The 20,115-nt window shown below is 45.9% G+C and carries 18 protein-coding genes; 6 read left to right on the top strand and 12 right to left on the bottom strand.

Annotation, left to right across the window (positions count from 1 at the left end; genetic code table 11):
* Positions 1–66 precede the first annotated feature (66 nt).
* The 3 genes from hutI (at position 67) to EXU30_RS10805 (ending at position 3,025) form a co-directional block, all read left to right on the top strand.
* The gene (gene hutI / locus EXU30_RS10815) at positions 67–1,293 is read left to right on the top strand and encodes an imidazolonepropionase (protein WP_130603423.1); all 1,227 of its coding nucleotides are present in this window, start codon (positions 67–69) and stop codon (positions 1,291–1,293) included.
* Positions 1,294–1,449: 156 nt separating this feature from the next.
* Entirely contained in the window at positions 1,450–2,568 is a 1,119-nt protein-coding gene (locus EXU30_RS10810; protein WP_130599945.1) for an acyltransferase, read from the top strand.
* 94 nt (positions 2,569–2,662) lie between these two features.
* The gene (locus EXU30_RS10805; protein ID WP_242620196.1) at positions 2,663–3,025 is read left to right on the top strand and encodes a metalloregulator ArsR/SmtB family transcription factor; all 363 of its coding nucleotides are present in this window, start codon (positions 2,663–2,665) and stop codon (positions 3,023–3,025) included.
* Between the two features lie 169 nt (positions 3,026–3,194).
* On the opposite strand, the gene arrB is transcribed toward EXU30_RS10805, so the two are convergent.
* From arrB to EXU30_RS10785, 4 genes are all read right to left on the bottom strand, one after another.
* Positions 3,195–3,899, bottom strand: a complete 705-nt coding sequence (gene arrB, locus EXU30_RS10800) for an arsenate respiratory reductase iron-sulfur subunit ArrB (protein ID WP_130599941.1) — start codon at positions 3,897–3,899, stop codon at positions 3,195–3,197.
* An 11-nt stretch (positions 3,900–3,910) separates the two neighbouring features.
* Entirely contained in the window at positions 3,911–6,472 is a 2,562-nt protein-coding gene (gene arrA / locus EXU30_RS10795; protein WP_130599939.1) for an arsenate respiratory reductase molybdopterin-containing subunit ArrA, read from the bottom strand.
* 361 nt (positions 6,473–6,833) lie between these two features.
* Positions 6,834–7,277, bottom strand: a complete 444-nt coding sequence (locus tag EXU30_RS10790) for a dCMP deaminase family protein (protein ID WP_130599937.1) — start codon at positions 7,275–7,277, stop codon at positions 6,834–6,836.
* 140 nt (positions 7,278–7,417) lie between these two features.
* On the bottom strand, positions 7,418–8,617 hold the full coding sequence (locus EXU30_RS10785) for an alpha/beta hydrolase-fold protein (RefSeq protein WP_242620195.1): 1,200 nt from the start codon (positions 8,615–8,617) through the stop codon (positions 7,418–7,420).
* Between the two features lie 233 nt (positions 8,618–8,850).
* Here EXU30_RS10785 and mtnC point away from each other — a divergent pair, with 233 nt between their 5' ends.
* On the top strand, positions 8,851–9,531 hold the full coding sequence (gene mtnC / locus EXU30_RS10780) for an acireductone synthase (protein ID WP_130599935.1): 681 nt from the start codon (positions 8,851–8,853) through the stop codon (positions 9,529–9,531).
* A gap of 103 nt (positions 9,532–9,634) precedes the next feature.
* Here the strand turns inward: mtnC and EXU30_RS10775 are convergent, their stop codons facing one another.
* A complete protein-coding gene (locus EXU30_RS10775; RefSeq protein ID WP_130599933.1) occupies positions 9,635–10,693 on the bottom strand; it encodes a hypothetical protein in 1,059 nt (352 codons plus the stop codon).
* Between the two features lie 197 nt (positions 10,694–10,890).
* On the opposite strand from EXU30_RS10775, the gene EXU30_RS10770 reads away from it, so the two are divergent.
* Positions 10,891–11,319, top strand: a complete 429-nt coding sequence (locus EXU30_RS10770) for an acyl-CoA thioesterase (protein WP_130599931.1) — start codon at positions 10,891–10,893, stop codon at positions 11,317–11,319.
* 289 nt (positions 11,320–11,608) lie between these two features.
* On the opposite strand, the gene EXU30_RS10765 is transcribed toward EXU30_RS10770, so the two are convergent.
* From EXU30_RS10765 to EXU30_RS10735, 7 genes are all read right to left on the bottom strand, one after another.
* On the bottom strand, positions 11,609–12,010 hold the full coding sequence (locus EXU30_RS10765) for an acyl-CoA thioesterase (RefSeq protein ID WP_130599929.1): 402 nt from the start codon (positions 12,008–12,010) through the stop codon (positions 11,609–11,611).
* A 47-nt stretch (positions 12,011–12,057) separates the two neighbouring features.
* Positions 12,058–12,846: a lipase family protein gene (locus tag EXU30_RS10760; RefSeq protein ID WP_130599927.1), complete on the bottom strand. Its 789-nt coding sequence runs from the start codon at positions 12,844–12,846 to the stop codon at positions 12,058–12,060.
* A gap of 164 nt (positions 12,847–13,010) precedes the next feature.
* Complete coding sequence (locus tag EXU30_RS10755) at positions 13,011–13,622, bottom strand: GyrI-like domain-containing protein (RefSeq protein WP_130599925.1); 612 nt, start codon at positions 13,620–13,622, stop codon at positions 13,011–13,013.
* Between the two features lie 138 nt (positions 13,623–13,760).
* Positions 13,761–15,560 (bottom strand): AMP-dependent synthetase/ligase, encoded by a 1,800-nt coding sequence (locus tag EXU30_RS10750; protein ID WP_130599923.1) that lies wholly within the window; start codon positions 15,558–15,560, stop codon positions 13,761–13,763.
* Positions 15,561–15,684: 124 nt separating this feature from the next.
* Positions 15,685–17,007 (bottom strand): ABC transporter permease, encoded by a 1,323-nt coding sequence (locus EXU30_RS10745; RefSeq protein WP_130599921.1) that lies wholly within the window; start codon positions 17,005–17,007, stop codon positions 15,685–15,687.
* Complete coding sequence (locus tag EXU30_RS10740) at positions 17,004–17,873, bottom strand: ABC transporter ATP-binding protein (RefSeq protein ID WP_130599919.1); 870 nt, start codon at positions 17,871–17,873, stop codon at positions 17,004–17,006. The genes EXU30_RS10745 and EXU30_RS10740 overlap by 4 nt, the downstream gene beginning before the upstream one ends.
* A gap of 75 nt (positions 17,874–17,948) precedes the next feature.
* Positions 17,949–18,326 carry a GntR family transcriptional regulator gene (locus EXU30_RS10735; RefSeq protein WP_130599917.1) on the bottom strand — a complete coding sequence of 126 codons (378 nt, stop codon included), beginning with the start codon at positions 18,324–18,326 and terminating at the stop codon, positions 17,949–17,951.
* Positions 18,327–18,413: 87 nt separating this feature from the next.
* Between EXU30_RS10735 and EXU30_RS10730 the strand changes: the two genes are divergently transcribed.
* Complete coding sequence (locus tag EXU30_RS10730) at positions 18,414–20,114, top strand: alpha/beta fold hydrolase (RefSeq protein WP_242620194.1); 1,701 nt, start codon at positions 18,414–18,416, stop codon at positions 20,112–20,114.
* The last annotated feature ends 1 nt before the right edge of the window (position 20,115 follow it).

Here is a 20,115-nt window from a genome sequence, read left to right as displayed (position 1 = left end):
TTGTATATACAAGTAAAAACAAGTATGGTGATTGGCGACAAAAACAACAACGAATTGAGGGATGCTATGTCGTGGGATCAGGTCTGGTTAGATATCAATATCGCCACCATGGACACAGATTTATCAACAGCTTACGGTGCAATTACCGATGCTGCACTGGCAGTAAAAGACGGTAAAATTGCCTGGGTAGGCCCACGCGCTCAGCTGCCAGAATTCGATGTTTTGTCAACTCCTGTTTACAGAGGCAAAGGCAAATGGCTCACTCCAGGCTTAATTGATGCCCACACCCATTTAGTATTTGCAGGCAACCGCGCCAATGAATTTGAAATGCGCCTTAACGGAGCTAGCTATGAAGATATTGCCCGTGCTGGCGGCGGCATTATTTCAACGGTTAAAGCCTGCCGCGAGGCTGATGAGGCTGAGCTGTTTGAGTCTGCCCGTAAACGCTTAAATGCCCTAGGTAAAGAAGGGGTCACAACGGTTGAGATAAAGTCGGGTTACGGCTTAGATACCGACACTGAACTAAAAATGCTGCGTGTCGCTCGCGAGCTTGGTAAGCACCACCATGTGGATGTGCAAACCACCTTTTTAGGTGCTCACGCCATTCCACCGGAATATAAAGATAACGCCGATGCTTATGTCGATTTAGTGATTAACGACATGCTGCCGAAGGTGATTGAGCAAGACCTTGCCGATGCCGTGGATGTGTTTTGTGAAGGCATCGCTTTTGACTTAGCACAAACTGAAAAGGTGCTAACAGCAGCAAAACAGGCAGGACTTAAAATCAAACTGCACGCCGAGCAGCTGTCTAACATTGGCGGCTCTGAAATGGCAGCTAAGCTAGGGGCTAAATCGGTCGATCATATCGAGTACCTTGATGAACAAGGTGTCAAAGCTATTAGCGACAACGGCACCTGCGCGGTATTACTGCCCGGTGCTTTTTACTTCCTACGCGAAACCAAGCTGCCACCGATTGAGCTGCTACGCCAACATAAGGTGCCTATGGTGGTCGCCAGTGACTTTAACCCTGGTTCATCACCGTTATGCTCAACCCAGTTGATGCTCAATATGGCGTGTACGCTATTTAGATTAACGCCGGAAGAAGCACTCGCAGGCGTGACTGTGAATGCGGCAAAAGCGCTAGGGCTGGAAGATAAAGTCGGTCAGTTAAAGCTAGGTATGCAAGCAGATTTTTGCTTATGGGACATCGACTCACCAGCAGAGCTCGCCTACAGCTTTGGCGTAAACCCATGCATTAATGTGGTCAAAAATGGTCAGTTGGTGCATCAATAAACCGAGTTAGCCTCACTCACCTTCTCGTTGTTGTTTCCCGCTAAGGTATATCGGCCTGCATTCGTATGCAGGCCTTTTGCTCTTGATGCCTGCTTAAATAACCCACAACATTAGTTATCCCTTTTATACCACCTTGGCAAAGGCAATGGACTCGCTATGTCAGCACAACAACGTATCGAACATCTTCATAGTTTTCGTGGTGTGGCGATTATTACCATAGTGGCTGCGCACGCCTGGTCATTTGCGATTTTTTGGACCGGCCAATTAGATGACAGCTTAGAGTGGGTATTTGCTGTCACCGAGATGCTGTTTCACGGCTCAACCCTATTCTTTGCCATCATTTCAGGGCTGTTATTTACTCAGGTTCTACACCGGAAACCCTGGCGTCACTTCTACCGGCAAAAACTCTCAAAGGTAGTACTGCCCTATATAGTAATGAGTGCGGTGATGACCGCCATGTACTGGCAATATGTCAGCGCCGATAACCCTGACGCCAATATGTTGCAGGTGTATTTGAACAACCTACTGGTCGGAAAGGCGAGTATTCAATACTGGTATATCCCTGTATTAGTGGTGTTGTTTGCGCTAACGCCACTATTTCAGTGGTTATTAAATAAGTTATCTACGCAGCCTCGCGGCATTGTTGTCGCATTCGCACTCACTTTACAGCCGTTAGTCATTACTCGCAGCCCGTTTCCAGACTTTATTGAGCCGCAGACCTTTGTGTATTTTAGTGGTGCCTATTTGCTGGGGATGATTATCGGCAGTCACTATAAAGCGACGTTAACGCTAATTGAACGCTATCAAATGCCAATATTCACCATAGTGGTGATATCTAGTTTGGCACTTGTTTATGGCTATCTGGTTGATACTTGGAGCTATGGCTTTTTCAGCTTGCGCGAGAGCTTGTACTACCTGCAAAAGTGTTTGCTCGCACTGTTAATACTTCATTGGCTGCACAGCTGGCATCAGCCAACCCGGCAGCAATCAAATCAAACGCCGAAGCAACTAGCTAGGCGACAAGCCAAACCAAAAACTAAACGCCTGTTAAGCCTGTGCGCCGACCACGCCTTTGCTATTTACTTTATCCATGTCGTGCCTATGGGCTGGTTAATTGGCCTTGCCTGGCAAACATTGGCTGATCATCGCAGCCCGTGGTTAATTGCAAGCTTTGGGCTAGCAAGCCTGACTTTGTCCATCACTCTGAGCATCGTCATCAGCCGCATAATACGACTGCTATTTAAACAGCACTCAAGCAAGCTTATTGGCGCCTAGTTTCCAGCAAAAATGTAAATGCAGCGGCTACAAATTGACTCCAATGCCCAAAGGGCATATTGTTAGCGCAAAATTTGTTAATTAGATGACTCGTATGATGCAACTCGACCCAATTAGCCTGTTCAAATCCCTGTCTGATCCTTCACGCTTGGCGATTATTATGATGCTGAAAGCGGAGAACGAGCTATGTGTGTGTGAGTTTACTGAAGCATTAAACGAAGTGCAGCCAAAGATCTCCCGTAACCTTGCATTACTAAAAACCAATGGTGTGGTCGTTAACCGCCGTGAAGGGCAATGGATCTACTATTCAATTAACCCTGAATTGCCTGAATGGGCGCAAGAAGTGGTAAACCAAACCTATGCCGGCAATCACCAGTTAATTGCCGATGCCATGACTAAGCTAGAAAAAGTCGGCCCAAGCGCAGACAGACCAAACATTCTTTGCTGCGGTAGCTAACCCTTTCATCAAGCATAGAAAATGGGACATATAGCCTTAGCAATATGCCCCACCTTGCTCCCAAAACGTTATTCAAACTTTTGCAGCTAACGCATTACTCTTAGCCGCTAAAGTTAGACGTCCTTGTCGTTAACTCTAATCAGCAAAATCATCAGCCAATGCAAAAAACCTAGTAAATACTCTTCACGTTAAAGCTGCGAATGTAGTACACATTAGGCTTAGTGTTGGCTTCTAGATTCAGCTGCTGCGCGCTATTAAGCTTAAGCATGCGTGACGCTTCACTAGTCGGGTCGTCCAAATCACCAAACACACGAGCGCCTGCGGGACATGCCGACACACAAGCTGGGCTTAAGCCTTGGTCTAAGCGGTGGTCACAGAAGGTACACTTCTCAGTTGTGCGACGTGGACGCGTAGCTGGGTAAGTATCGCCACGCGCTGGGTTCATATAAGGGAACACCTTGGCATTCGCTTGCTTAACCAGCGCTTTAGGTGAAGCGGTTGCTCCGGCGACAAGTGCTTCATCATCTTGCCAATTGCGATGCGGCACCTGCTTGTTGTAACTAATCACGCCATACGGACAAACTCGCTCACACTTACGGCAACCAATACACTTGTCGTTGTCTTGCAAGGTTAAGCCACGATCATCCTTGTACATAGCACCTGTTGGGCACACTTCCACACACGCAGCATTCGAGCAGTGGTTACACATGGTCGGGATATAGCTGTACTTCACATCAGGAAAACGGCCTTCAGTTGTATTGATATGATTCGACCACTTAATTCCATCAGCAGTGTTGTTTTCAGCTTTACAAGCTAAGTCACAGCCGCCGCAGCCTACGCACTTTTGTAGGTCAATTACCATTCCGAGTCTCATAATCAATTACCTCAGGCTTTTTTCATGTTAATACGAATGTGACCATAGAAAGCAGACGCGCCGCTTAGCCTGTCATACCTATCGGCAATCAGGTCATTGTTAGAGCCTCCTCGCTCTTGCTGACCAAATACCGCTGACGCATTACGGCCATAAGCCCAGTGGCCTTGACCAAAACACTTCGCTACTGTGCCTGGACGAACCCCTTCCCACAGCACGGCAGTACAACTGACTTCACCTACTGGGCTAGCAATGACCACTTTGTCGCCAGTTTTAATGCCTAACTTCTCACCATCAATTGGATTGATTTTGGCTGAGTCGACACCAGCTAGATCACCCGGGTCAACATCCTTAAACTCGTAGAACCAAGGGGTATTTGCTGAGCGACCTTCTTTGCTCAAGCGTGACTTTTGATCCACCAGCAATAGCGGGAATTTAGTTACGTCACCAAAGCGGTAAGGTTCTTCATAATGAGGCACAAACGCCAGCTCACCGCGCGCCTGGTAGTCACACACTTCCATCACCTTGTCGATGCTGACGTGGTGCTTCTTGGCGTGCTTAGATAGGGCTTTTTGTAAGGTTTTACTGTAAAACTCAAACTGCTTGGTCTCGGTTTTAAACTTGCCCCAGCGCGCTTGATACTTGTACGGATGACTGTTCCAAACCCCGGCATCGGTAAACTGCTTCCAGGAGGTCATTGCCTCACCGTATTTACCGGTAGCATCAGACCAAAGTGGGTAAGTCACGTACTTCACTAACAACTCACCAAACTGGCGCTCATCTTTAGCAGCTTGCTTCGTTTCAGGGTCAAGTAGTTGCTCGTTGATGTAACGCCAAGGCTTATCAAAGCCTTTATCGGCTAGCTTCTTAGCAAGCAAATATGGGATTTCTGACTCATCGTCTTTGGTGTCCCATAGACGCTTAATCGACGGTTGCTGCACCGATACCTGGTGAATACCATTACCAATCGAGTCAAGCACGCCCCACTTTTCAAACATATGATGATTAGCAGGCAGAATGAGATCGGCAAACCAGCTGAACTCAGAAATATTGGTGGTCACATGTGCCATGAAATCAACTTGGCTTAACGCTTCGTTCCAACGTTGGCCTTCTGGCGCAGAAAAGTTGAAGTTATTGAAGTAAGCCAGTAATACCTTGATGTCATATGGGTCAGCCGACAACATGCCGTTAGCGGCGTTACTGGTTACCACACCGCCGCCAGACTTACCCTTCTTAAGCGCTGGGAAGGCAAGCGTACCGCGCTGGTCAATCTTGGTATGTTTAACGCCTTTTTTAGCAATATCATCTAGATACGGCTTAGAGTCAGGGAATTTCTTATTCAACTTAATCTTGTTGCCAGGGAACAAACCACCCTTGCTGTCGATACCGCCGAATAAGCCATTGAGTGAATGACAAGCCATCGCGGTATAAGTGCCACGGGTATGCATGACTGCACCGCGTGAAGTCCAAACCTGTACCGCTGGCGCGGCTTTGCCCATATCACGTGCAATCGCAATAATGGTTGCTGCTGGAATTTGGCTGATTTCTTCAGCCCACTGCGGCGTGCAATCTTTGAGAGAAAGGTTCCACCAATCAACTAAACCATGGGTATAGCGCTCTTCAAACGCTTTTGCATCAACAGTTTTACCAGCCACAAACTGGTTTTGCTTGTTAGCAAAGTCACCCACAAACGGTTTGTGCCATAACCCCTCAACTAAGGCAACGTGAGCAATGGCTAGCGCTAATACGCTATCTTGCGCTGGCTCGATTGGGATCCACTTATGCGCCTTACTTGCTGAAGCAGACAAACGCGGGTCGACGACCACAACTTTGGCGTTATCTAATGCCGCACCAAAGGTTTTTGAGTAGTAAGACACCTGGCGGTTACTGGCAACAGGGTCTGCACCAAAAGACAGAATAAACTTGGTGTTCTCTATGTCATATTGGTTATAGCCCCAGTTGCCATCTTGATAGTACGGCGCCATTTTATGGGCTTCGGCACAAATAGAACTGTGAGAAATGTTATTTGGCGAGCCAATCATATTGGTCAAATGCTTGTACATGAACTCATTGATATGCGAGTAACGACCGCGCATGAGTGCATACTTATGAGATTCATCATTGTTTCTTAGCTTGATGATCTTATCAGCCAATATATCTAATGCTTCATCCCATGAAATTGGCTTGAACATAGGATCATGCTGTTTACCCTTTTTCGGGTTAGTACGAATAAGCGGTGTTTTCACCCGGTCTGGGTCGTACACCTGCTGCAAACCTAATTGCTCGCGCGGACAACTAGAACTACCGTGCACTTTCGAGTTCACGTTACCACGTACTTTTACGGCTTTGCCGTCCATAATATAGGCTTGCTTAGCACACCAGGATGTACACCCTTGGCAAGTGGTTGCAACCCATTGGCCTGTACCTGTTAATTTCGCCTTAGCTGGCAATTCACTCTCAATACCTTTGATTACTGGCTCAACAGTATTGCTGCTGCACCCCACTCCAGAGAGAGCGGCCCCTGCTACTGACGTTTTTAATAGCGCTCTGCGGCCTTTATTTACGTTATCAGTCATTTCTACCCCTCGATATATAACACTAATCGCATATACACATTTATAGATATACCCCTAAAGCGGTACTTTTGACAGTTTTATTACAGGGGCTAATTCACAGTTTTGAACTTTGTGATTTGCTTAATTAATCGACAGGGAAAATTACTTTGTAAATTTATGCAGTTCAGCCGACTAACAAACTAGAACGGCTCATTAGGGAATGATTGAATGCTGCGCTGTTATCACTTACTTAATTTGATATAGGCAACAAAAAACCGACACTAGGTCGGTTTTAGATAAAACAATATAGCGAGCTAACACTTAGTTAACGATAGTTTCGTTATCGATAACATGGTTAGCGATGACTCACGTGATTTAATAATTATTCAAGCTCGTCAACAGGAAGCCAGTTCACTTTTACTCCGGCTTGCAAGAACATATCTTGGCTGATTTTGATTTTATCGCCCCAGCGCGATAAGAAGTCCTGACTTTGCTCTGGGCAATACACGCCGGTAATACCTGTTTGGATAATCTTCGCCGCGCAGTTTGGACACGGAAAATGAGTCACCCAAATATCGCAACCATCAAGGTCGCGCTTAGCGAACAAAATCGCGTTTTCTTCAGCGTGCAAGGTTTTCAGTAGCTTCATATCACGATCGTCAGTCTCTGCACTGTCCGATATGCCATGAGGGTAGCCATTGAAGCCAACAGAGACGATGCGGTTATGCTTAGTGATCACCGCGCCAACCTGAGTCGAGGGATCTTTACTCCAAGAGCCAACTAGCTCCGCCATTTGAAAAAATCGTTTCGCCCATTTTGAAATCATAATCACAGCCCTTATTATCTGAACTCAGGATTTACCTGAACTCTGGGTACGCAAAATGCCCTAACCTACTGATGTATCATACCTTAACTAGATAATATTGCAGAAAGAATTATCAAAGCTAATTAAGCGGCTATCGAAACTTACTCTTTCACCAACTTACCCCATTTATTAAGCCAAAATGGATGCTCGGTCAGGGTCATGGCTTGGCGCAATAAGCTATTGGCTTTGGTTTGATTATCTAACTCGATATAGATTTCAGCGAGCGCGGCTAAAGCGTGTGGATTAGTCGGGTAGTTGGCAATGGCAAGTTCTAGCGTAGCAATAGCTTGCTCGGCATCTGCGGTAAATTGCGACTGCGCCAATGCTGTTAGCGAGCCAACCGCTGACACCTCAAAGCCGTAGACTTGCTGCGACAAGGTTTTATAGTGCGCTAATATCGCCTGCGCCCCTTGTTTACCGAGTTCAGAATCTGGCTGCACTGTGTTGTGGATATCATTGAAGATCATCTCAATACCCATAGCAGTTGCCAACACAGGTTGGGTCATATAATAGCTGCCATCAAACCTTTGCACCTTATAGTTAAGCATCGAGTCATCAGCTTGTTTAAGAAGACTTTCTAACTCAGCAAACGACGGCAACTGACCCTGCTCGTAGCCACTATCGCTAGTTGATACAAACAAGAACCGCTGCTGCTTTAGTTTGAGGTTTTTGAGTTTTTCAGGGGCATCTTTAAGCACATAACCAAAGTCACGGCTCAGCACTGGGCTAGCAGCGATATAAGCGTTAAATAGCTCAGGGCGATTAATCAGGGTATACAAACCAAGCCCTGCGTTACCGGTAAAGCCGTTTAAGATTTTAAAGCCATTAGTACGATAAGTGCGATCAATTGCTGGCAACAAGTCTTGCTCGAAAAAGTCCAACAGTTGCTGATTGCCCTTTTCTTCAATGGCTAACTCTTTTAATTTGCCTAACCCCTGATGCCCATCGGGTGCAGTTATAATGATGGTTTCTAACCAAGGCCAGCCACCGTTGTGACTCATCCAATCGTGCATGCCTGTGTGCAACAAGTGCGAGCGTGGGTGTAAATCAAGCATCACCACATAGGACTTAGCTGAATTTTGCTGATAGTTGTGGGGTAAGCTCACCATAAAGTCAGCGCTTTTTTCAGTAAATAACTCTGACGCAACGCTCAATACCTGCTGTATCGGCTTAGGATAAGCTTCATGCTGCTGAATATTCGATGTTGGCTCGGCAAGAACCTGCGGCATGAACAGCAGCGCAATAAATAGCATGCCTAAAAGCATCAGCGTTGATGACAAGCGATATGATGAAGTAATCATGTGGCTCCTAAAGTTAGCTTGATTAGCTTGAATTAGTAAATGCTAACCTAACAGCTCAAATACAATAGGACAAATCTTAAGCAACCTATTCCTTTGTAACTCATCAACTTGCATTACAAATACGTTTATCTATAAATCCTCAACTAACGAGCAACAAATTCACTAGCCATAAAGGCTAATAAAGCATAGGATCGAGGCTAAGCAAACTTTGTTATTTGGAGTCGTGACACACTATGAGTATTCGAGCAATCATTGTTGATACTGCAGGTACTACTACCGATTTAAACTTTATTCAGGATGTATTATTCCCATACTCCAAATCAGCAATGGCTGAATTCATTAAACAAAACCAAGACAATGTGCTTGTTGATTACTGCATTAGCGACGTGAAAGACATTGCCCTAGAGCAAGATGCCGATCTGGAACGTGTTATTGAGATTTTAGAATCTTGGATTGATGAAGACCGTAAAGTCACGCCACTGAAAACCCTGCAGGGTTTAATTTGGAAGCAAGGTTATGACCAAGGTGAGTTTACTGGCCATATTTACCCAGACTTTATCGAGTTTTTACCAAAGCTTGAGGCTCACAATGTGCGCTTATATAGCTTCTCTTCAGGCTCGGTTGATGCCCAAAAGCTGTTATTTACCCATAGCGATAACGGCGACCTAACACCTAAATTTAACGGCCACTTTGATACTCGCACCGGTAACAAGTTAGACAAGCAGGCCTACAGCAATATTTGCAACACCATCAGCTTGACGCCTAAGCAAATTCTGTTTGTGTCAGACGTAGTTGAGGAGCTAAAAGCCGCTGAGTCTGCAGGTATGGTAACTTGCCAAATGGTACGTGACGATGCGCAGCGTACTGGCAATTTTAAAACGATTAGTAACTTTGCCGAGCTGCAATTAGGCTAATAAATTTGCGTTCTTAACGCCTAAGATTCGGGTGATAAAAGAGAACAGACTTAAAAACAAAACGACCGCTTGCGGTCGTTTTTTGTATTGAGCCTCACGTTAATTAACTCGCAGGAAATGCCGGAGATACGCATTTCTTCACTTCAAAATCAAAGCCATACTTTGCCTTGTTATTTGGAGTTATCTCTAAAAACTCATAATCATTGAGCTCCATCACCTTACTATTCTGCGCCTTACTACAACGAGAGAAACTATCGGCTTCTAGATAAAAAGCAAAAACGGCAATGGCTTCTCGCACCGCGTTAAAATAGTCATCACGAATCACCTGATACTGAATTTCATCGGTCGCAAGATCAGAGTTAATCACCACCAGCCCCGTATCATCTCGCTTCTCATCTGAATCAGCTAACACCTGCACCTCACCTAATTGGTTGTCTTGTGCAAGCTCATCCTTTGACTCTCCAGTATTAACGGCGACTTTAGTTTGCTCGTGGTCTTCAGAGGGCTGCACAAGCTCAGATTGAACTTGCTTTGCCTCTTCGTGTCCATCGTCATCTAAATCATTTACGCCGATAAACATGAGTAAGTGATACATGATCACCCAGGCTAACACCAAACGAACCCAGTAAGTGATTCGATGATAATCTTGATGATCGGTTAGGCGCTTAAATTTAACTCCCATCATCTGAAGCAACCACACGCAAAATGCGTAAACAGGCAGCAACATCTGCATCAATATCAGTGCAAAGCAACTGGTGATAATTATCCACTTAGGGATATAAAGCAAAATGGCGAAGTTATGAGTGTAATTAAAGTGGCTAGCAGAAACGCCAACAACCTCATTTACTACACTGCCAGCAGTGGCTAGTGCAAAATTGGCAACTATCGCATAAAACAGCAAGAAAAACGCTTTGCCTGCTAGGCTATGCCACATACGCTCGAAGATAGGCCAAAACTCAATTGCCATGCCTATCACGCTGAAAATACCTACCCAGGCTAATGACTGAGTGGTAATCAAGATAATCAGAGCCACCAAATAAAGTTTTTGCGACATTGAGAGTTTATCTCTAAGTACTTTAAGCGGTTGCAGCAGGGTTTCGAAGAATGAAGCAACTAAAGCACGACCAGCAACAATTTTAAAGTTGGGCAAGGATTTAAGCACGACTGTTCCTAACAGCTAGATAAACAAGCCTTTAACATATCGCGTTTTAGTGGTTGTTGTAAAAGTAACTTATTGGTAGATTATTTATTCAAAACGACCGTTTGAATAATTTACTTGTCGTATTATCGACAACGAATTCTACAAGACTAAGAACTTAAGCTAATAACTAAGCTAGAAGCTAAGCCAAGGACTGCATCATGGAACAATTTATTGCCAAGTACCCAATTCACACCCATATTCCTGTCGCCTGGGGTGAAATGGATGCCCTGCAACATGTGAACAATGCCAACTACTTTCGTTACTTTGAAACCGCAAGGCTAGACTTTTTCACCCAAATCAACTTTCTCAAAGACTTGCATCAATCAGGTATTGGCCCCGTAGTAAGCGAAACTAATGCTCGCTTTAAGCGCCCAGTGATATACCCAGACAACCTAGTAGTAGGCGTTAGCGTGAGCGAGATTCAGCAAGACCGTTTTACCATGCACTACCATGTTTACAGTAAATCGCAGCAAGCTGTGACCACTCAAGGTTGGGCAAAAATAGTGATGTTTAACTTTAAGACAGGCCAAAAAGCTGATATTTCACCTGAGCTATTAGATGCACTCAAAACCCATGAGCAAGCATAATACCAATTAGCATAAGAATGTGATCATTCTTACTGGTTAAAATCGCTTATAACTTCTTTGCAAATTTTGTAGGTAGAACAACTAGCTAGCTGCAATTTGCGCCTTGTTCTAAGCGATTTTTCCTGCGTAATATCTGATCACTCATTTATCCTAATTGGTATAAACGCGGGTAGATTAAAGCGCAGATACAACAACGGCTTTGTTAATCTGATAATTAACAAAGCCGTTTTTATTCGGTTGGCAGCCTAGAAATAGCTACTCACTGCTCGCCGCTATTAACCCTTCACTATTACTCGCCCGTCAATTGGGCTAGCTGAGTTTTTACCTGCTCCGATAATGGCTCGCTTTTCTCGGTTTTATAGTTGTAGTGCACCATAGTGGTTTGCGCTTCAGCAGTTTTTTTACCTTCTTGCCAGCAGCTTTGGGTGATAACAAAGCTACTGTTACCGATACGGCTTACGTGGGTTTTCACTGTTACAGTTTTACCGTAGAAGGTTGGCGCGGCAAAGGTAATGTTGAAGCCAGCAAGGATCATGTTCCATTTTGTTAAATCTTGCCCTGGATTAACGATTTCAAAAATCGGCTCACGACCTGCTTCAAACCACACTGGGATCACTGTGTTATTGATGTGCCCTAAAGCATCGGTTTCACAAAAGCGCGGGGTAATATCCAGAGAAAATTGAGTCGTCACAGTACATATCCTTATTCAATAATGCTGCGGGCATTGTAGAGCAAGGCTTAAATATCATCAAAAAAGTCCTTATCTCTGATGTATTTGTGCATGTAATGATAAGTAAACGGCGACAATACCCAGCTAACAAGGCTTAATATAAAGCGGTTAACGGGATGAATGTTGTCGTATATGCGCTCATTGTGCAGCCACAACATTTTTCCCACATGAAAGTAGATCCCAGGTAAAGGCGGCAGAAAAGTCACCACATCTAAATCGCAACAAATACGATAGGTTCGTCTACTCAGTAAATAGTGTTTGGCAAAACTGCGAAAGCCAACCGACGGCTGACCGAAAGTCACCACGCGCTTAATTGCGCCAGGGTAAGATCGCTCTAACCTATCGGCCGCCAATACTGCCATAGCGCCGCCTGATGAATGCCCGGTTAAGGTGATGCGCTTACCTTGTGTGATTAATGGGGCAAGCACTTGTTGCAACTGTTGATATACGGTTTCATGGCTTTGATAATTTGGCGGGAGAGGATTAGCTTGTTGCTCTAACAAATAGTTAAAACCCGAGTGCACATTATAAAATCCACCGCGGAATATATGCTTGCTAGGCCAGCACCTTAGATTAATAAACCACTCATTGAATGTTTGCGAACCTCGAAACACCACCAGCACTTCTTGGCGCTTGGGTTGCCACAGTATTCTTGCGCAAATATGCCCCCAGCGGTTGGCAACTTGATGATAATGCTCACTATCAAACCCAAGCTTGAACGGCGTAAAGTCGCGCTTGTAGACCACTTTACACAGCACTGCGTAGCGCTCATATTGGTAGCGTTTGAGTTTCTTCACTAGGCCGCTTATCTTGGCTAACTAGTTTAGGAACTATTGCTGCCAAGCCTCATACATATATGACTCAGCCCAGCTTAAAACACAAAAGTGACAACTCAGTGACTATGGGAAAACGCTAATGACTGTGCTGGCAGCTCTAGAGACAGATCTGAAAGCGCACATTGCTATGCTGAATACGGCTGACGGATAATGGTTTTCCAGTTTTCAGGGCGAGCGCGGCGAATATCAGACAAGTACACCTCTTTATGGCGACCACTCAACTGCCCGCCTAGACTTTCAATATGCTGATGTACGCGCTCAACGGTTGGCCCCTCTTCACTAAACGGCCCCACATGCAGGGTTTGCGCACACTTCCCTTCGGCAATAGATTGAAACTGTACCTTATCTAAGGCAGGTAAGTCTTTCTTGACAGCTACCGTTTGCATGGCTTGCTCAACCAACTCGCGAGTAATTAACTCAGGTTGCATGATCATCATTTGCCATTGCCAGTTTTGCTTATTGCCCGTGATGAAATCATTCATATCATCTGCCCACCACTGACCTTCAAGTGGCATTACCCCATAGTCGATAGCTAATTCAGACTTCTTGATCATAAATTTTAAGGTGTAGGCCACGCTATACAGGGCTTCAATCGCCTGCTGGTGCGACTCGCTACCAGGTTCACCTTTGCCGGTTACGATGAGAAAATTCATTGCAGGTACATCAACCACCACCACTTTCTTGGCAGACGCTTTGTAAAACTCACTCAACAGCTTTTTATAATCTCGTTTTTCCATCGCTAACCTCTATGTATCTTGGTGGCACTCTAGATTTCACTGTTTGCCCACTAAATCGTGCGAAACATCTGCAAATTGTAGGCAATAAAAAAGGACGTGCTTGCACGTCCTTTCAAGTAACTTACGCTCCAACTAACGTTAGTAAGTTTTGCCGTACATGGCGTTAATCTCGCTCATGTATTTGGCATAAATGTTCTTACGGCGCAGCTTCATAGTTGGCGTAATCAAACCTTTCTCAGCCGAGAAAGCTTCAGGCAACAAGGTGAACTTTTTAATTTGTTCAAAGCCTGCAAGCTCTTTTTGCAGCTCTTTTAGGCGCGCTTCAAAGTGTTCAACAACTTGAGAGTGGCGTAGTAACTCTAGTGAGTTTTCAACCTTAATGCCTTTCTCGTGCGCCCAAGCTTCGAGTGACTCAAATGCCGGTACAATCAAGGCTGACACATAGTTGCGCGCATCGGCCACAATCGCAACCTGATCGATAAACGGGCAACACGCCACTTTACCTTCAACACGTTGCGGCGCAATGTACTTACCGTTTGAAGTCTTCATTAACTCTTTAATACGGTCGGTTACGTATAGGTTACCGTGCTCGTCAAAGCGACCCGCATCACCGGTTTTTAACCAACCATCTTCAAATACTGCAGCGGTTTCTTCTGGGCGGTTGTAGTAACCACGCATGACGGTATCGCCGCGCACCATGATTTCGTTATCTTTACCCAGCTTAACCTGAGTTTCCTGCAGCGGCTGACCATTTGAGCCAGGCACGCGGTTGTCTAGAGTATTACAGGTTACAGTCGCTACGGTTTCCGTCATGCCATAGCCGCACAATACAGGCACACCAATAGCATGGAAGAAGTTACCTACGTTATGGTCAAGTGCCGCGCCGCCACATGGCATAAACTTCAAACGTCCGCCCAGTACTTGCTGTAGCTTGCTAAACACTAGCTTGTTAGCCAGCTTGTGTTGCAGTGACAAACCAAGGCTACCTTGAGCGCGATTTTGGCCGACTTCAAACACCTGGGTGCCAACATTAATCGCCCAACCAAATAGCTTTTGACGTACTGCAGGCGCTTTTGCCACCTTGTCATGTACGGCGCTATATACCTTCTCAAGGAAACGCGGCACTACACAAAGGGTATGTGGGCGCACAGTAGCAATGGCTTCTTTAACACGGTTAGTGTCGTTTAGGTAAACGTTGTGACCACCACGGCATAACACATAGAAGCTCCAACCACGTTCAAATACGTGCGAAAGCGGTAAGAAAGCAAGTGACACATCACCAGGATTAAAAGCAAGTTTTTGGTCATGTTGCAAAATCGTTGATGCGATATTGCGGTAGTCCAGCATAACGCCTTTCGGATCGCCTGTTGTACCAGAGGTGTAGATAAGTGTAAGTAGGTCATCTAGCGAAGTTTGCCCTAGGCGCTCAGTCAGAGTCAGGCTATCTGCAGCGCTAAAGGTACGAGCTAAAAGCTCATCAAGATGAATATGCTTGTCAGAGTTAAGCTCGACCTCACGGTTGAACACCACAATGTGCTCAACGCTGTCGCATTGCGCTTGTACTTCGCAAGCCATTTTATACTGAGCGTCGTCACCAGCAAAAATCACTTTCGCCTGAGCATCGTTAACGATATACGCTGCTTGCTCAACTGTGCTGGTTGGATAAACAGGTACCACAACACCGCGAGCTTTCAGAATGCCGATATCGGCACAGGTCCATTGCGGGCAGTTAGCAGATAAGATGACGGCTTTATCTTGTACATTAAAGCCGACTTCAATCAGGGCAAGCGCGATAGCGTGAGAGATCTCATCAAAGCGACGCCAGCTGATTTGCGCCCATGGCGCAGACATTTCAAAGCCCTCTAACGCGACCTTATCGCCTAGTGCGCGGCTTTGTTGCTGCAGTAATCGCACCACATGGTAGTTTTCTAAAGACATCGGCTATAACCCTTTTAGCTTACACGTGTACCGTTTTGACGGCATTCTACATCAAGGGCGGGCGATCACTAAGCAATTTTCGGTAATTCAGTTGAGCAAGATCAGTTTTTCAGTTGATTTGTTATCAGCTACGATCGATAACACCGTTTTGCCATAGTCTGCGTTTACCAAACATTAACAATAGTTGTGCAATTACCACTAAAACCACATCGGCAACTAACCAAGGTAGCAAGCTTTCGCCGTCTCTAAAGTCAACAAAGCTGAATGACATCACACCTGAGTGAACACCAACAATAAACATGGCTAGTGAAATGTGTAAACTAGTCCGACTTGCCGAGCCTGCGCCTAGGGCAAAACCACAGCCCCAATAAGCACTTAAGCCAATGTGTAAGGTAAGTTGCCAAGAGAGATTTTGACTAAGCAAACCGTCAACTAAGCTGCTAAATAGCATGATGGTGACCATCACCGCGATAAGACGATACTGCCCTTGATAAAAGGCTTGCTGCAATCCAGACAAACCATTGAAGCAAGGCAACATAAACAGGCTTTCTGATGCACGTGTACGCTGTACCCGGCTCCAATGCACAATACCGCAAGTGATCACCACAATTTGCCCAATAATAAACTGCAGTGGAAAATCAAAATCAAACATCATGGTTGCCACGCCAATCGCAATGGCAATAAATGGCAGCAGTACAATCACCACGACTAGCGCGGGTCCCATAAAATAATTGACCGGAAATAGCCACTGCTCAAGCTTTTGACTTAACTTGTTGTGGTGCAAACTGGGCAGCCAAAACCAACCCGCTTCCATCCCATTAAGGTAAGTCACTCTCGCCTCACCTTGCCACTCAAAAGCGCTTTTACTAAGCAGCACATAGCCTAAGCTGGCAATCGCCAACAAGGTAGTCAGATAAGGATTTAAATACTCAACAAAAGGCACGGCAAAAAACACTAAGACCGCTGCGTTAAATAGCTGGCTGCGGTGCAGAGTTAACGCTAAAAACACTATAGTAACCGCGGCAGATGAAATCACTTTAGGCCATACTTCACTCAAGCCTAAATAGTTGATAAAACATACGAGATACAGCCACATCACTCCATAAACAGTTGCCGACTGCACTAGTATATTGCGCCGATAATAAGGCACGAGTTGACTCCACTCAGTACCTTTAAGGCGATTGATTTGCCAGATAATAGCAATAGAAATTGACACCACAGCCACTGAAATGATGATCCCTGCGACTTCGACTTTTTCAGGCTCAACCAGAAACGGCAGTAGTAAAAAACCGCCAACGCCAGTCAGTAAAAAGCTTAAACAGCCAAGATCATAAAACCACAAGCGCCACATGCCTTTAAATGGGCTAAATTGCACTCTTGTTGCTGGAGTGAACTGCTGAGCCTCGCCAATATTATTGTCGATATTATCGCCTATCTCACGACTCATGGATGTAGCTCCATAAACAGCTGCTCTAGATTCATTGCCTGTACATTGGTGACACCAGCAACGCCATCTAATGGGGTTTGAGTATCGACGACCCAGCGACCAGAGCGTTGACTCAATATCTGCATCTCATCAGTTAATTCACGCAACGCTGCATCATCGGTAAGCGTGAGTAGTTTGACATCCTGACGCAGATCATCGATTTCTTTAAACAGCACCAATTCGCCATCTTTAATCATGGCAACATGGCTGGCAACTCGTTCTAAATCTGAGGTGATATGCGACGAAAACAGCACTGCAGCACCAGAATCTAGGGCTAAGTCAAACAAGTCACCCATAAACTTACGTCTTGCTGCTGGGTCTAAACTGGCAACTGGCTCGTCTAAAATCAGCAGTTTAGGACGATAGGCCATCGCCATAATTAACGCCAAAGATTGTCTTTGACCGACAGATAGCTTTTGTACTGACTGCTTAATATCTAAATCAAAGCGCGCCAGCCAGTCTTGCTCTAGCTCGGCATCCCAATCAGGGTAAAAGCTGCGGTGTAACTCAAGCGCGCCTTCAACGGTAAAGCCTTCATAGCCAAAGGGTTGCTGCGGCACGTAACCTATTTGGCTTTTAGCCGTGGTAGATAACTGTAAAGGGTTGGCGCCCAGAGTGCTGATGTCGCCACTATCAATCGGCAGAATACCCAAAGCGCAGCGCATCAAGGTCGACTTCCCCGCGCCATTTTGCCCGAGCAAACCCACGACCATGCCTGGATACAAGGTCATCGACAGCTTATTTAACGCTGTTTTGGTTACCTGCTTGGTATTGAACTGCTTTGATACCTGCTGAAAATCCAGTATCGCTGCCATTTCATGTTCCATTAACGACATCCTTTGTTGAAAAATGGTTGCTGCTATAACTCACTGCGCGAGGCTTAAAAGCCGGTGACTAATTTATCAGTCTTGGGGCCACTGCTCGCGAATTAACTCAATCAAGTCTTGTTGTTTTACCCCAAGCTGGCTTGCCTGCTCAACTAATGCAGTCACTTGAGGCTGAAGTAAATTCTGACTATTGCTGGACTCAGGCACATCGCGGTGAGCAATACGAGAGGGTTGACCACGGCGGCGTTCAACCCACCCTTGCTCAACTAACTGCTGCATCGCTCGCGAAACCGTCATCGGGTTCACGGTTAAATGCTCCGCTATTTGCCTAACTGATGGCAGGGTATCGTCGGGCTGAACTTGCCCACCCACAATCAATCGCACGATTTGATCATGTAACTGGCGGTAAATTGGTTCCCCACTACTGGGGTTGACATTGATAAGTTCTAACATTAGCCTAACTGTATTAATACATTGATACACCCATACACTTAGTGTAAGGTAACATAATCATCCTGAATTGCAAAAAGGAAATGCACCATGAACCACAGGACGTTATTCACCCAAGCAACGGCATCACAAGCTGTTACTACTACGCCCAAGCGCGCTGTAGCTAAGGGGTTAAAGACGCTGACGCTAGCAATGGGGTTGGCTACTAGCTCGCTATTATGGGCTGATGTAAGCACTGGCGCTGACACAAAAGATGAAGCTCAGCCAAAGACCGCGGCGGTGAATGAAGCCACTAATACACCGACTAATACACCAACTTCGATTGCTGACGACACTAAAGCCAATGGCGCGATAAAGAGTACTGCAAAAACCCAGTCTTGCTACCTAGATGGTTTGGCTGAGCAGCTCGAGTGCGGCAAGATCAGCGTACCTGAAAATCCAAACGAGCCAGATGGCAAACACATTGATGTTCACTTTGCCATTTTGCCTGCAATCAAGAACTCTTACCCAAATGAGGCGCTACTTGCTATCGCTGGCGGCCCGGGGCAATCAGCGATTGAAAACGCAGCTGGGTTCGACCGCATGCTGACTAAGGTTCGTCAAACGCGCGATATCTTGCTGATTGATCAACGCGGCACAGGTCAATCAAACCAGCTTCAATGCCAAGATGACGCCATGTTTACCTTGTCGTTCAACGATGATGAGCTGAATTTAGGTGAGTCGACCCAAGCCTGTATTGATGAGATAGCGAAGAACAACCCATCAGATATCAGCCAGTACAATAGCGTAACCGCACTAAAAGACTTTGAAGCAGTGCGTGAATACCTTGGCTATCAGCAACTGCATCTTTATGGCATTTCTTACGGCAGCCGCATGGCGCAGCTTTACATGCGTCACTACCCGCAAGCGCTTAAAACCGTCACCCTTGATGGTATAGTGCCGATGCAACAAAGCGTAATCGCCATTGGCGGCGCCATTGAACGCGGCCTGAACCTGTTATTCAGCGATTGCCGCAACAATCAGGCATGTCAGCAAACCTTCCCTGATCTTGAGCAAGATTTTCGCGATGTTGACAACAAGCTTGCCAACGCGCCTATCACGGAGCAAGTTCGCGACCCACTAACCAATTCGCCAGAAACCTTGCTCATGACTCGCGGCAAATTTAACGGTGCAATTCGTATGGCCATGTATTCGCCAACAACCCGCGCACTGCTGCCACACGCGATTCATCAGGCGAAGCAAGATGACTTCCAACCAATTTTAGGCCTTTACGCTCTCACCGCAGACAGCACAGGTATCGCTATGGGTATGCACGCCAGCGTGGTATGTAGCGAAGATATTCACCGGGTGACTGAGCAAATGCGTAAAGATGCCAAGGTGTCTTACATGAGCGGCAGCATGCTTGATGGTTTAGAGAAAACCTGCGATGTGTGGCAAATGCCGTTAATGGACGACAGCTTTAGCGCGCCAATTAACAGCGACATTCCAACACTACTGCTATCGGGCGAAATTGACCCTGCAACGCCACCCAACTGGGGCGCAATGGCTACTGAGCAGCTAAGCAATGCGCAGCACTTTATCGCCCCGTATGCGACACATGGTGTCGCGTATCAAAGTTGTGGCAACGACCTCATTGCCGAGCTAGTCGACACCGCAGACGTAATGAGCATTGATGGCAGCTGCCTTAATAAAGATGTACGCCGCAGCTTTTATCTTAATGCCAATGGAGTCGAGCTGGTGACAGATAGCGACACTAGCACATCAACTACTGCCACCGCTGATAAGGAATAGT

Source organism: Shewanella maritima (assembly GCF_004295345.1).
In the GTDB taxonomy this organism is placed as follows: Bacteria; Pseudomonadota; Gammaproteobacteria; order Enterobacterales; family Shewanellaceae; genus Shewanella; species Shewanella maritima.
Note: the sequence above shows the minus strand (reverse complement) of the source record. Positions and strands in the feature narration are given on the sequence as shown.